The 13,825-nt window shown below is 46.1% G+C and carries 10 protein-coding genes; 3 read left to right on the top strand and 7 right to left on the bottom strand.

What is annotated here, in order from left to right; all coding sequences use genetic code 11:
- Nucleotides 1-6 precede the first annotated feature (6 nt).
- A complete protein-coding gene (locus tag COW20_22250) occupies nt 7-765 on the top strand; it encodes an NUDIX hydrolase (protein ID PIW45079.1) in 759 nt (252 codons plus the stop codon).
- 95 nt (nt 766-860) lie between these two features.
- On the opposite strand, the gene COW20_22245 is transcribed toward COW20_22250, so the two are convergent.
- The 6 genes from COW20_22245 to COW20_22220 form a co-directional block, all read right to left on the bottom strand.
- On the bottom strand, nt 861-1,937 hold the full coding sequence (locus tag COW20_22245; GenBank protein PIW45078.1) for a type IV pili twitching motility protein PilT: 1,077 nt from the start codon (nt 1,935-1,937) through the stop codon (nt 861-863).
- A gap of 171 nt (nt 1,938-2,108) precedes the next feature.
- Nucleotides 2,109-6,878: a hypothetical protein gene (locus COW20_22240; protein ID PIW45077.1), complete on the bottom strand. Its 4,770-nt coding sequence runs from the start codon at nt 6,876-6,878 to the stop codon at nt 2,109-2,111.
- Between the two features lie 142 nt (nt 6,879-7,020).
- Entirely contained in the window at nt 7,021-9,201 is a 2,181-nt protein-coding gene (locus COW20_22235; GenBank protein PIW45076.1) for a hypothetical protein, read from the bottom strand.
- 190 nt (nt 9,202-9,391) lie between these two features.
- On the bottom strand, nt 9,392-9,790 hold the full coding sequence (locus COW20_22230) for a 30S ribosomal protein S9 (protein PIW45075.1): 399 nt from the start codon (nt 9,788-9,790) through the stop codon (nt 9,392-9,394).
- Between the two features lie 16 nt (nt 9,791-9,806).
- Nucleotides 9,807-10,247: a 50S ribosomal protein L13 gene (locus COW20_22225; GenBank protein PIW45074.1), complete on the bottom strand. Its 441-nt coding sequence runs from the start codon at nt 10,245-10,247 to the stop codon at nt 9,807-9,809.
- Nucleotides 10,248-10,662: 415 nt separating this feature from the next.
- A complete protein-coding gene (locus COW20_22220; GenBank protein ID PIW45135.1) occupies nt 10,663-11,148 on the bottom strand; it encodes a hypothetical protein in 486 nt (161 codons plus the stop codon).
- A 435-nt stretch (nt 11,149-11,583) separates the two neighbouring features.
- On the opposite strand from COW20_22220, the gene COW20_22215 reads away from it, so the two are divergent.
- Both COW20_22215 and COW20_22210 read left to right on the top strand, forming a co-directional pair.
- Nucleotides 11,584-12,792, top strand: a complete 1,209-nt coding sequence (locus COW20_22215; protein PIW45073.1) for a nuclease — start codon at nt 11,584-11,586, stop codon at nt 12,790-12,792.
- Nucleotides 12,792-13,391 (top strand): hypothetical protein, encoded by a 600-nt coding sequence (locus COW20_22210; GenBank protein PIW45072.1) that lies wholly within the window; start codon nt 12,792-12,794, stop codon nt 13,389-13,391. Before COW20_22215 ends, COW20_22210 begins: the two co-directional genes overlap by 1 nt.
- Here COW20_22210 and COW20_22205 read toward each other — a convergent pair.
- Nucleotides 13,388-13,744 (bottom strand): hypothetical protein, encoded by a 357-nt coding sequence (locus COW20_22205; protein ID PIW45071.1) that lies wholly within the window; start codon nt 13,742-13,744, stop codon nt 13,388-13,390. The genes COW20_22210 and COW20_22205 overlap by 4 nt on opposite strands.
- Between the last annotated feature and the right edge of the window lie 81 nt (nt 13,745-13,825).

Genomic DNA, 13,825 nt, shown 5'->3' with positions numbered 1-13,825 from the left:
TATGACATGGGTGAATTTTTTTGTGAATGCAAAGTGAGGACTGGAGCTATCGACATCCTGGAGTACCAACATCCGGCTGTTACCGTAGATATTGTTCTTTTTACAATTATGCAGGAAGATCTGAAAGTCTTATTGGTTCAGCGCAATATGGAGCCTTTTCAGGGCTATTGGTCTCTTCCGGGGGGCTTTGTGCAAATGGCTGAGAGTCTGGAAGACGCAGCATTGCATAAGCTCAAGGAAAAAACCAATGTGGATGATGTTTATCTTGAACAGCTCTATACCTTTGGCGAAATTGACCGTGATCCACGGGCCCGGGTGATTACGATTACCTATTATGCTTTGGTCAGCTCTGAAAAATTTACCCTGCGCCCTTCTGAGGCAGTCAGTGAAGTGCGCTGGCACTCAGTTTATCAGCTGCCATCACTGGCTTTTGACCATTTGCGGATTATTGATCTTGCTCTGCAGCGCTTACGCAATAAGTTGGGGTATACCACTTTGGGGCTGCAGCTTTTGCCCGACAAGTTTACGTTGCCGGAACTGTGCCGGGTCTATGAAATTATTTTAAATAAACAAATAGACAAACGGAATTTCCGTAAAAAAATTGCGTTTTTGGATATCCTTGAGGATACAGAAGAAACTACCCAGGAATTTTCAAAAAAACCCGCCAAACTCTATCGCTTTAAGCAAAATGAGAACCTGGAAATTCAACTGAACAATAAAAATGTATTCGATCCTAAAATTCCCCGCAGTTTGACTGGGGTTTAAAATCTTCCCTCTGTTTCGGGCGCGAAATTGATTCAAGAAGCTCATGAAAAAAGGCTCTCTGATTTTTCAGAGAGCCTTTTGGCATTTTAAACCGCTTATTCGACCTGCGCGTCTTTGGGCAGCAGGTGTTTAAAGCGGCTCTTGTCATGAGACTTGAGATAGGCTTCTTCTGGTGTAACCAGATCTGCCTTGAGTTTCTCCTCGATGGCTTGGTCCATGGTCATTTGACCATCTTTGCGGCCGGTTTGCATAATTGAAGGTATTTGGAAGGTTTTGCCTTCACGCAGCAGGTTGGCGACAGCGGGGGTTCCCACCAGGATTTCCTGAACGCTGACACGGCCTCCGCCTTTCTTTTTCAGCAGCTGCTGAGCAACGACTCCCTTGAGACTGTCTCCCAACATCGCACGGATTTGTTCCTGGGCTTCTGTGGGAAAAGCGTCGATCAGACGGTCGATGGTTTTGGGAGCGGAAGAGGCGTGCAAGGTGCCGAAAACCAAGTGACCTGTCTCTGCTGCGGTAATGGCCAATTCAATTGTTTCCAAGTCACGCATTTCACCGACCAGAATAACATCGGGATCTTCACGCAGAGCCGCCTTGAGCGCTGAAGCAAAGGTTTTTGTGTTTTTGCCGACTTCACGCTGATTCACCAGACTTTTTTGGCTGTTGTGCACAAACTCAATTGGGTCTTCAACGGTTAAAATATGATCGGAGCGATTTTTATTAATATAATCGACCATGGCGGCCAAGGTGGTTGATTTACCGGAGCCTGTCGCACCCGTGACCAGAACCAGGCCCTTGTGCAGATGACAGAAATACTCGGTCAGGACCTTGGGCAAGCCCAATTCTTCTGCACTGAGAATTTTGGTGGGAATCACACGAAAAACGGCACCCAGGCCTTTGCGTTCCATAAAAATATTGGCACGAAAGCGGGAGCCTAATTCATCAACACTGTAGGCAAAGTCCAAATCATTGGTTTCTTCAAATTGTTTGCGGCCGAAATCATCCATGATTTCATAGAGCAGGGGGCGAATTTGGTCTTCGGTCAGCTTTTGATTCATGATGGGAATCAAATCACCACTGACACGAATCAATGGGGGATTGTTGGGTGAAATATGAAGATCCGAACCGCCTTTTTCTACCAATACTTTGAAAAGACTGTCAATTTTTGCCATCTCATTTGACTCCTTGTGATATTCACCTTGTTTGCAAGTAACTATTTATACCCTTAGAACTATGGATCTTACAATATCAGACATTATAGCTTGGAACACAGGCAGACCCAATCCCCCAGAGAAAGAGCGTTTATAAAAATTAATTCTGAAAACAGATTGCTTTGAAGGGCTTTAGGAATTCTCGTCATGTTCAGGAGAAGGGGTGGGGGCAGGCAATTCTCCATTGAAACGTTTGCGCCAATAGCCCAGCCACTCCAGAACGCTTGGCAGGCTATAGGAACCTTTAATGGTGACCTTGTGCAGTTGTTCATTGGATTTAAACTGGTAATCCAATGCCCAATTTTCGTTGACACTGTAATTGCCTCCCAGTTTGTAGACTGCTTGATCTGAAAGGGTGCCTTCGCCCGAGATCCGGATCCGGTTGAGAAAATTGAGTTGTTTGAGGCGTTCCTCAATCAGATCTTCGACCAGAAAAAAGGGATTGGAGCGGATATTGAAACTGAAAACCGGCCCACTGACAGATTGTCCGACAATGCCAAAGGAGAGTTCTTCCAAGCCCAAGAGTTCAGACAGGCGGGAAGTCAGTGGGTTGAAGAGCCCCCGCAGGAAGACATCGCTGAATTTGGCCGCAACCCCTGCAATATCGCCCTGACTCAAACCTGTGAAGGCCTCTCCCCCAAAGATCTGGTTAAAGATTTGCGTATCGGTCAGACCCTGTTTGTTCGAGAATTCAAAACGCATTTCATTTTTTTTCAGATCTTCAAGCTTGCCTGTCATCAAGGCTTTAACGGCCTGTTCTGCGCCTTTGACATTGAAGCTGGTTTCAATTTTGAGATCGGGGTTGATACCCACTGTTTCACCCACTGCCGTGCGCACTTTGGGAAAATTGACATCCATTTTATCGACTTTGAGGGCATTGTTAAACAGATAGAGGGTGCCTTTTTCGGCTTTGATATCGCCCGTGATTGTCATTTGTCCCCCCCAATGGCGTAAGTTCAGTCCTTTTTCTGAAAAAATGGGAATATCAAAAATGGGGGAATGCAAGCCGTACTCAAAGGGCATTTCAACCTTGAGTCCTCCAAATAAAAAGCGGGGAGGTTTGACGGTTCCGCTTTCATCTTTGACCTCACTTGAGGTAGGCAAATCCTGGCGATCTTTTAGAAAGGGGAAGGTGGTTTCGCCATTTTTACCCAGGCTGACCTTGCCGCTGATCACGGGCTGACTGACCAAACCCTTGATTTTAATCTTGGCTTCTTTGACGGCTGTTTGTGTGGTTAAAAGCCCTGGCATGGTATAGCGAATCAAGAGATTTTCACCATTGGCTTCCAGATTGAGAAACGAAGGCAAAAGATTGAGCAGATCCATCGTACCTTTGACTTCTAAATTGCCCCCCGCCAGTTTACCGCGTAGGTAGTCCATATGAACTTTTTGGGTAAAGACTTCCCCTTTGATATCAATATTGTTCATGGTTTCTTTCAGTGAAGGCAGATAAACCGTGGCCTGATCTATCCGAAAAGTGCCTTCCAGTTCAGGTTTGCGGGGGCTGCCTACCAATCTGACCAGAACGGCCCCCTTGCCCTTGCGCCAGTCCAGAGCCCCTGTAAACAGGTTGATCAGACCAAAGCTGTCATCCTGCAAACTCAAGGTCAGATCGACAGGTTTATTGAGATCGGTAACCGGAAAGTCGCCATAGGCCACGATCTCCTGGTTGCCGTATTTGAGCTCTACACGCAGATCCTTCAGATAGCCATTGCGATAGCCTGAAATACTGTCGAGACGATCGAAAAAGAGTTGATTCATCAAGAGTTTATCAATTGTCATTTGGGCTGAAATTTCAGGTTGTTTCAAGCTGCCAGAGGCCACTGCAAAAAAGTTGAGCCCGCCTTCAAGCCGTGTTTTGCCTTTGAGAAAAGGGTCCGCAATTTTTAGGCTGATCCCTTCTCCCTGCAGTTCAAGTTGCAGTTCCTTGTCTAAATCTATCTCGCCAGAGGCGCGCAGAATACTGCCGCCAGCTTCTTGTAAATAGGCCTTGTTCAGGGTGATATGTCGATTGCTGTATTTTGCGTTCAGATAGCTTTCTGAAATCTGGGTGTCTTGTACCTGGGCCTCTTGAAGCAGGCCTTGTACTGCAATTTGAGGATTGGCCAAGCTGCCTGTGACCTGCAAGTCGAGCGAGAGTTTGCCTGCCAGACTTTCGCCCAGCGACAGGGGTTCTTCTCTGTTTTCATTTCGATTGGCGAGAGTGGCGGGGGGAAATTTCCAACGGTTCCAATGATCTTCGATCAGTTCTCCCATTGGGATTGCCAATTCTTCGGGTTTGAGTTCAGTCAGTTTGGAATCGCCCAGGACAGGTTTGAACAGAATTCTTTCACGCACCATGGGCAGGGCATAGAGCGGGGGCGCTTTGTCGGCTGGAGGTGTTTCCAGATTTTTTTTGCGGTTGTCGAGCTGGGCGCGTATGTCTGGTGGTAAAAGGGTTAAGAGGGTTTGTATATCAAAACGGTAACTATTGGCCTGTAAATTTAAAACAGGGCTTGGGGCATTGAGATCGACCTGTCCACTGAGATCGACCCGATCTTCTCCCTGTTGCAGATGGGCCTGTTGAATCTTCAGTTTTTTACCCGCATATTTTCCTTCCAATCCCAAGCTTGCCAGGCGGATGCCTTTTAAGCCCAGATCATGGCCCTGGGTTTTTAGGCTGATCTGAAAGTCGCGGTTTGGGGCTCCCTGTACGTCCAGGCTGATTTCAAATTGACCTTGCTCGACCTGGTAATTTTTGAGAAAAGGAAAATCCAAGGTATTCAATTTTCCGTCCAGATGGGCCTGCAGGGCGTGGGACCAGTCTTGCCCCTGAAGGGCGCTCAAAGAAGCGCTGCCAGAGCCCTTGAGAACAGATTCATTTTCTGCCAGGATCAATTCTTTGAAATGGGCGTGCCCATTTTGCCAATCGAGATCCAGTTTGAATTGATCCAGGTGTTGATCCAGGGGAGGCTGCGTTTTATTCAGGGGATAGGAAACACGCATATTCTGTGTTTCCAATTGCGCTTGAGCAGAAAGGGTCTGCCAATTTTTCTTGATGTCTGCCAGAGAACCGTTTAAATGCCCCTTGAGTCGTGCGGTGCCCTGCTTGAAATAGGGCGACGGAGCCCATCTGTTCACTGTGGTGAGGGGCAGGTTTTCACTTTCAAGCCATGCTTCAATTTCATTCATATTTTTCAAGCGCAGCGCCATTTTAAGGACTCCCATATCGGCCGCCTGGGTTTGCAGGCTGCCCAGGGTAAGCGCTTTGCTATAGTCGAAATTGAGTGCAATATTTTGCAGGCTTGAGAGTTTTTGACTGCCAGGAAAACTTAATTGGCTTGATGTGAGACGCCCCTTGGCATGGGGTGAACTCAACGAACCATTGGCTCTGGCATCTAAACTGACGCGCCCGATCGGGGAGTAGTCCTGGGGAAGCGTCAGCGCAAAGGCTTGCTTCATGGGGGCCAAAGAGACATTTCGGGCTTTTAGTTCAGCTTGAATTTGGGCATTTTTACCCAGTTGTAATGCGGCTTGTGCCGCGATTTGTCCTTCAAAAACCTGGGCTTCAAAATGGGGGATCTTGACTTGATTGTCTCCGTAGCTGAAGCGGGTTTTGGCATGTTGAATCTGAATTTTGCGAATATTGGCCTGAGGCATTTCGGCTTCTCCCTGAACCCTTAAATTGCGAAGGGTGCCATTCACGTGCAGGCGTGAACGCAATTTACCTGAGGGATTCATTTCGCGAAAGCTTTGAAGGGCCGGATGAATCAGAGATGAACTTAGTTCGCCAAGATCCAGATTTTGAATCTGAAGGCTTGCTTCGATCTGCATTTTTTCTGGTTGGCGATAGTGGCTGAGAAGGGCTTGCGCGCTGAGGTCTTGTTGTGGGCTTTGCAGGTGCAGGGCGTTAATCTGGAGCAGATCCTGGGTAAAATAGGTATCTGTTGAAACCCTGAGCGGTAAGCGATACAGAGGAACACGGGCTTTCAAAGCTTGAACTGAGAGATGGCCCTGGTAGCGCAATTGTTTCAGTTGATAATCTTCCCAGTGGGCCTTGAGTTTGAGCGCCACGGCTCCTTGGCTGATCTTTAAATCCTTGACCCGGACTGCATATGCGGCGGCTGGCTTTAAATCTGGATTGGTGAGTTCTGCCTGAATTTCTGTTTGGCCACTCCAAATATTCAATTGGCCCTGGGCGTCCAGATCGCTTAAACGGCTGCGCAAACGGGCAGAAAAATCAAGGTGTTCCTGGTCTTTGATCTCGGCCTTTAAAAGCGGAAAACGAAGGGCTGTTTTTAAAGGATAGTGCCGATCCTGATCCTGATAATGTACCCGGCTGTTTTCTATACGCAGCAAAAATTGCGGCAAAAAGGGACGCGGGCCTTTTTCCTCTTCTTTTTTGCCCGGTTTGAGGCGAGGACGGACATTGAGTTTACCTGTGGCATCCCGCAAAATAAAAAAACGCGGATTGGATAAGATCAGTTGGTTTCTGGCGGGTTTGTGCAATAAATAATTGAAAAGATCCAGCTCCAATCGGAGCCGGGGCAAAACCAAAAAAGGCTGAGAAGCTCCTTGATAACCCCATATGCGAAGATTTTCAATTTCAAGGGTTTGTGCCCAAGGCCGCAGTTTCAGCACTGAGATTCGCTCCATATTGAGGGGGAGACCGGTCTGGGCTTGAGCCTGAAGGGCAGCTTGTTCTTTGATTAAACGGTGAAGAAAGGGGGGGGGGTGCTGCACTAAAATCAGGAGCGTAGCGAAAAGGGCCATGAACAGCAGTACTCCCGCACGCAAGCATCCCCAAAATATTTTAGAAAGGAGTTGCAAATAGTGCAGTGAATTTTGTTTGATCTTCATGAATCGTGTGTTTTGGCCCGACAATAACTCTTGTTCAGTATACCCCACTTGCTCCAAGGGCATTGAATTCTATCTTTTTTAAAAAGGCAGAGTTTGTTGCGTTGGGTGTTGAGTGGGCTTCAACCAAGGTCCCAATTTCTGATCTAATTGTGCCAGTTGTATTCTTTGAGCCTCATTGTGTCCACAAAGAGCTGTAAACCTTTTTTCATGGTTTTTTGATGGGGGATAAGACCATGCGATTGACGATTTTCCAACCATCTGAAGTCCCCTGCAGATCGTCATGCAGATATAAAAGACTCCAGTTTTGTTTCCCTTTGGGGCGAATGGGAAGTGTATAAACCAGTGATGCACTAAAGATATTGCGTTTTGCTTCTAAAAACAGGATCTCCTGAGGTTTGATTTCGATATCCGTGCCAGGAGCTGGAATGTCTATTTCGGGGCGCAGGCTTAATTTTATTGAATCGTTTCGTAGGTTTTTCCAGTAATGGTTGATCGCCTGGATGGGATTGTTAAGACCTGATGTTACAAACATATCAGCCCCCGCATTTTTAAGCAGATCTTGTGCTTGGCTGGCAAAGGTCTCTCCTTCTTTCGTTTTTTTGAGAAAGAGACTGAGTTGCGCAAGCCGTTGATAGAGCATAAAGAGTTGAAAGCGGTGGGAGGGTGTATAGTGCTCATATCGCTTTAGCTTTTGATCTGTAAAGATTTGGGAGCCTTTTATGTACCATTGATAGGCTTGTTCTGGTTTTTTATTTTGCCAGAGAAAATCACCCAGATCAGAATAGTAACTGGGATGGTGAAAAGGTGCGGTTTGAATTCGTTTATTAAGCAGAGTTTCTGCTTCTTGATTTTTTCCCAGTATGATCAGTAGGTCTGCTGCTATTTTCATGTATTCAGTATTGTAACGGTCTAGTTCCATGGCCTTTACAATTAGCGCGAGCCCTTTGCTGTAGTTTTTTTTCTCTAGTTCGATTTGTGCGGCCAAGGCATGATGTCGGCCAGAAGGCCAGGGAGCCAGACGGATGGCTTTTTCTAAAGCCGCTTGTGCTTTTTGTTTATCATTTTGTTCATGGGCCGAGGCTGCCTCTGCAAAAGCATTTGCAGAAGATTGGTTCATGGTGGGTAAGATCATCAGCGCCAAACCCGCAAACAACCCCAAACTTTGAAAAAGAATTTTGGAGGCTGGTGCTTTGGGGGAGGGAATAAAATTTTCATCATTCTCTTCCTGCGGTTTGGCCAAACCCAGACCTGCTAGGAAAAAGAAAATAATGGGAATTGCACTGACGCTCCAATCAATATCAAAACCTGTGTGAAATAAAGAGGCTGAGAGACCTGCAATGACCCCAGGCATAAGTGGATTGCCTGTCTTTTTGATGGTACGCATTAAATAGACGATATAGAGCAGAGCTGCCAGGAAGCCGAAAAAACCGGTCTCAGCCAGTATTTGCAGGTAATAATTGTGGGGATTGATTGAATAATAGCCTAACTGGTTTTGATAGCTGGGGTAAATCAGAGAAAAGGTATTGGGGCCTGTTCCCAGGATCGGAAAATCAAGAAAGATTTGCCAAGCACCTTTGAGTAAAGCAAGTCGCCAGGCGGTTGCATTTTCCTGCAAAATACTGAGACTGAGCAGGGTTTGAATACGAGGGGCCAAATGATCCCATTTGAGCGCAGTACCTCCTAAGATTAGCAAGAGCATCACGCCTCCCAGCCAAGGCGTTTCAGGGCGTTTGAATTTATCTCTGTGAAAATAGGCTAGAATCAGCAGGGATACCAGACAGGCCAGCCAACTGCTTCGTGATTGAGTCACAATTAAGCTGGAGGTAAGAATTGCACTGATAGCGCCCAAAAAAAGTCTGGATTTTGTTTTGGCAAGGGTTAAGGTCAGGTGGAGAGCCAGAGGGATCACGATAATTAAATAGCCGGCCAGATCATTGGTGCGATTGAAGGTCGAAGTGAGTTTGCTGTCTTGCCCAGAGCTATTTAACCAGCCAATTGCGCAAATGGTAAGCGCAGCGAAGACCAGTGCAAGTGACAGGCTATTCAACATGCGCTGAGATTTTAGATTAAAAAAGAGCAGCAGGGGAAGCAGCAGATACATCAAATATCGGAGCAGTTCCTCTAAACTGGCCAAGCGATTGATCGAAAAAATCCAGGCCAGAACCAATGCCCCAAACCAAAGCCCAGTGACAAGAATCAGCGGGTAGCGATTTTGAGCTGTTTGCGTGCGAATTTGATGGAGAACAAACAGAAGCACCATACCTCCTGTAAGGGTTTGAGCCAATGTTTGCCCGTACAAATAACGGCCTCCATATTCCAAGGCAGACCAAAAAAGAAGGAGAATTAAACCGATGGGAATTAAATAGGTTTGAGTGGTGGTTCGCATATGTTTTATCCTGACAATTTTGTGCAGGAATACAAGCTCAAAAATCTGTTCTCTGGTGTTTTTGATTCAAACAGGAACCTGAACACCAGAGCAGACAAAGAAAATTTTAAACAGAAAGAAAACAGAGAAAAGTAAATAACTTCTCTCTGTTTTCTTGACGTCACAAGATGATTCACCAGTTCCAGAAAAATTAACGTTTAGAGAACTGGAAGCGCTTACGGGCTTTCTTGCGACCATATTTTTTACGTTCTTTAACGCGAGGGTCACGGGTCAGGTAGCCTGCGCTTTTCAGACTGTGGCGGAAGCTAGGATCTACTTCCAATAAAGCACGGGCAATACCGTGACGCATGGCGCCAACTTGTCCGTGAATACCGCCACCGTTGACATTGATCATGACATCATATTTATGCTGCAAATTGAGCAGACGCAGAGGCGCATGCAGGTCTGCATGTAAACGGGGGCTGCCCCCAACATAATCTTTCCATTGACGCCCGTTGATCATCACTTGGCCTTCGCCTTGAGGACGAAGACGCACACGGGCTACAGCTGTTTTACGACGACCGGTGCCCCAATAATACTGTACGCTCATGATTTACTCCTTCTTCCTATTTACTGGCCTGTGAAAAAACTTTGGGCTGTTGAGCTTCATGCGGATGCGCAGCACCGGCATATACTTTCAACTTTTTGACCAATTGGCGTCCCAAACGATTATGGGGCAACATGCCTTTCACAGCCTTAAAAATAATCCGGTCGGGATGCTTGGCCTGCAAGTCCTTAAAAGCTACAGAGCGAAATCCACCCGGGTAACCGGTATGATGTATATATTGTTTTTGATCCCGTTTTTTTCCGGAAACAGCTATTTTTTCTGCATTGATCACGACCACAAAATCTCCGGCATCCACATGGGGGGTATAGGTGGGTTTGTGTTTGCCACGAAGAATATTTGCGACCTGAACAGCCAGTTTGCCCAGCGTTTGTCCGCTGGCATCGATCACAAACCATTCTTTGGACAGTTCATGTTTTTTTGCGCTGTACGTCGTATTCATTCTTTCCATCCAGTATCCATTTTGTTCGGGCGGGGCACTTGATTGCACTCACCCTCTTAAATTCTAAAAGCGAGCCGTGCTTGAGCCTTCACACATTGTACAACAAGTGCTACCGAGATCAAGCTTTCATTTACTCTGAAGTTCAAATCTTCTTAACCTGAAGGGGTTCTGATAGACCGTTGGGCTCAGTTAGAAAATTTAGAACAGGACTCAGGTAGAGTTTATTCTTTGGAGTGCGCTCAGGGCTAGGTAATCCTCTATGAGGACAACACTCAACTGTATCAGTTTGTCAGAAAAGATCGAAAAAGGGAAGTATTTTAACCTTCCACTGAGGGTTTTTCGTTTGTTTTCTAAGCTGAAAACTAAAAAAAGGAGATCCTTAGATCTCCTTTTTCGCTACAAAAACAAGCTGTTATTAGCTATTAGACAGATAGAAGTTGTTGCCCTTGTCTTTTAAGAGAGCTCCAACTTTGTCTCCACCATACAGGTAGTATTTGGTATTGCTGGTAACACCAGCATCTAACAATACACGACCAATATTAGCCGCTGCTGCAGTTGTGGCAGTAATAGTAGTAAAGGAGTTGCTTGCGGTACCGCCTGTAGCACCCATCCCTTGGCTTGTAAAAGGATTGACAAAATCCTTATAGTAAGGGTTTGATGCTGTGCGTGATTCAGTGATCAAGTCAGCAGGTGCAGTTGCTCCAATTGGATAGGTACCACCCCAATCAACACCGTAGGTTTCAAGCATGGTTTGTACAGTGTGCATATTGGCTTTAATGCTGGAGATCTTGGCGCGGTCTTGAGCACCAATGAAGTTGGGCAATGCAATTGCAACCAAGATACCGATGATCACGATTACGACCATCAGTTCGATCAGGGTAAACCCTTTTTGTTTTTTCAGATTTTTAATCATTCAGATAAGTCCTCACTTAAAATAATAAATATTTCGGTTCACAACCACAGATATAAACTAAAGATTCACAACCGACAACTCTTTCAGATCTTGAGAGATCAGATTTCATTTTCTGTTTCTCAACTCCATCATTATACTTCCCAAATATTTGAAAACCTATTCATCTTAAAGTGTAAAATTTTGCGAATCAAGTTATTTTTTTTTCTGGCTTTTAATTTGGTTAAGTTGAATTTGTTGCTATTACTTGTTTTTGTGCCTGATCGAGATCTGGATCTAAATTTAATATTTTTATCAGTTTTTTTGTGTTTCTGCTGCCTTGTACGGGGGAAGATGCTTCATTTTTGAGTATAATGCTGTATGTATTTGAGCCGACGTGGCGTCAGTTGAGATGAGAAAGTGTAGGATGTTCTTTTTAAAAATGCGGTGTTTTGTTTTCAGTGGATTCAGATGTTGAATTTAGCGAAGCTTGCTTCCCAAATGCGTCACGCTGCTTTTGATTTTCGTGAAGAAGCTTCTCTGTTTGATGGACGTCGCGCGTTGGTTCGGCAGACTTGGAATGGGGCCTTGCTTCAGGAAGCAAGCTTGGTTGAAAAACTGCTTCAGGCGAAAGACTTTCCTTGGGGTTCGGCACGTCCTTTGGAACCCTTAAATCATCGGGCTGCGCTGCCCGATCTTGCGCCACAGCATATTGTTCTGGCGACGGATGGCTCACAGATCGTGCCCAGCCGTCATGAAATCAGCCCCTGTTATCTGGTCAATATTGGGCGAATCCGCTACCTTTATGGAACGGGTGAGCGCCCTTTGCAAGAGAGTGAGCCATTTCTTTATCACCGTGAGCAGGATCTCTATACCCAGGTTCGTCGCCAGTTTGTTGGGGTTTCAGAACAATGGATTGGCTTGGAACGCGGTTTAAAAGAGTTTGAGGAGTTGGCCGAGCTTTGTGTAGAGACCCGTCGTCTATGGCCTGAAAGGCCTGTTCTTGCCATGATTGATGGAAGTTTGACAGGTCTCTTGCCTGAATTGATGGCCTTGCCCCAAACTTTGCAGATGACAGCCTTTAAACGTTTGGCTGGAGCTTTCAATCAGATCCGTTCCCAAGGGATTCCGCTTTGCGCTTATATCAGTCAATCCAGACGTACGGAAGTGATCAATTTTTTACGTTTGCAGCGCTGTCCTTATGAGCGGCCGACTTGCGAAACACTTTGTACCGAAGGGCAAGAACCCTGTTCTGGCTTGGCTCCTTTCCCTGACCGGCAGCTCTGGCAGGATATATTGGATTTGGGGGAACGTTCTCCTTTATTTACGCCTTTGGCAACTACGCCGGAGCCACTTCAGGGGCATGAACTCTGTTTCTTTTATCTGCATTGTGGTGCTGAGGTTGCCAGAATTGAAATTCCGAGATGGGTGGCTGATCGGCCCGAGTGGTTGATGGCTGTGCATGGATATGTTTTCAGTCAGGTAGAAAAAGGCAGAGGTTACCCGATTGCCCTGGCTGAAGCACATAATCAGGCGGTGGTTAAAAGTTCTGATCGCGCTCAATTTTATGCCCTACTTTCTCGTAAATTGGCAGATGCCCAGATCGGGATTCAGGTTTCACGTAAAGAATTGAAAAAAAGACGAGGAATAGTCTGATGACGGCCTTTGAACATATTGGTGAAGTAATCGAAGCCAGCACGATCCATTTCTTGTCGCAGGCACTTCAAAACCCAGAGACCGGTGAACGTCAATCGCCTCGCTTGGGACGTTTGGTGAAGGCCCGTGGTGAAGAGAATGGGCTGTATATTCTGGGTGTGGTTTCCCATGTTGAAACCCGCAGCATGGATGGGGTTCACCGTCCGGTGGCCTTGAATTTGACGCGGAGGGAACTCAGGGAGCAACAGCCCCAGATCTTTGACCTTTTAAGTTTGGAGTTTCGAGCTTTGATTGTGGGCTATTGGGAAAAAGGTATTTATTATCAGCATTTCCCACCCTATCCTCCTCAGATTCACGATTTTACTTTTGCCTGCAATTCTGACGAGGTGATCCGCTTCAGTGAGCGCCTTTTCTGTCTGCGCAATTTAATCGAAGCTCCAGGCGTACATGATGAAGTGGTCGCTGCGTTTATTCGCCAAATTTGGGAGGTGCGTGGGCGAGATTCCGAATTTTTGCTCAAAGCAGGGCAAGAATTGGCCTATTTGTTGAAGGACCAATATGAACGTCTGCGTTCGATTGCTGCGCGTTTACAACTTTAGCGCAAATATTTTTCAGAATAGGGTTTTGCGTATTGCAGGAGTAAAACTCTGTTTTTAGGCGTCAGGGGCTTGTAATAGGGCCATTTGATCTGCTTCATCAGTTCAGGAGCCCAAGAGGGGGGCATGTTTCCCTTTTCCAATAGGTTATAAAATTCTCCTGGCATAGCGAGAAATTGATTTTTTAAATCTTCTTCACGCATGAAACTGAGGGGGCTGCCAGAAGCTTGCGCTGTGCGTAGCTCCTTTAATTCTTTGAGTATACGTATCCGTGATTCACCGGCGATGTTTTGCGCGTTTAATGATTGTGTTTTGACAATTACTTCAGGCAGGGTTTGGTGATTGTGACAGGGCATACAGCTGTTTGTGATAACTGTGAAAGCGGCTCCAAAGTAAGAGGGGGAGGATGGCGTTTTTTGCGGCTTTGTGCTGGGAGC

Source organism: bacterium (Candidatus Blackallbacteria) CG13_big_fil_rev_8_21_14_2_50_49_14 (assembly GCA_002783405.1).
Lineage (GTDB): Bacteria > Cyanobacteriota > Sericytochromatia > UBA7694 > UBA7694.
The sequence above is the reverse complement of the archived record's forward strand: the minus strand, read 5'-3'. Positions and strand labels throughout refer to the sequence as shown.

Bases quoted from the DNA above. Each gene is read 5' to 3' on its own strand.
- COW20_22250 (PIW45079.1), top strand. From the start codon at position 7: ATGGGTGAATTTTTTTGTGAATGCAAAGTGAGGACTGGAGCTATCGAC.
- COW20_22245 (PIW45078.1), bottom strand. From the start codon at position 1,937: ATGGCAAAAATTGACAGTCTTTTCAAAGTATTGGTAGAAAAAGGCGGT.
- COW20_22240 (PIW45077.1), bottom strand. From the start codon at position 6,878: ATGCCCTTGGAGCAAGTGGGGTATACTGAACAAGAGTTATTGTCGGGC.
- COW20_22235 (PIW45076.1), bottom strand. From the start codon at position 9,201: ATGCGAACCACCACTCAAACCTATTTAATTCCCATCGGTTTAATTCTC.
- COW20_22230 (PIW45075.1), bottom strand. From the start codon at position 9,790: ATGAGCGTACAGTATTATTGGGGCACCGGTCGTCGTAAAACAGCTGTA.
- COW20_22225 (PIW45074.1), bottom strand. From the start codon at position 10,247: ATGAATACGACGTACAGCGCAAAAAAACATGAACTGTCCAAAGAATGG.
- COW20_22210 (PIW45072.1), top strand. From the start codon at position 12,792: ATGACGGCCTTTGAACATATTGGTGAAGTAATCGAAGCCAGCACGATC.
- COW20_22205 (PIW45071.1), bottom strand. From the start codon at position 13,744: ATGCCCTGTCACAATCACCAAACCCTGCCTGAAGTAATTGTCAAAACA.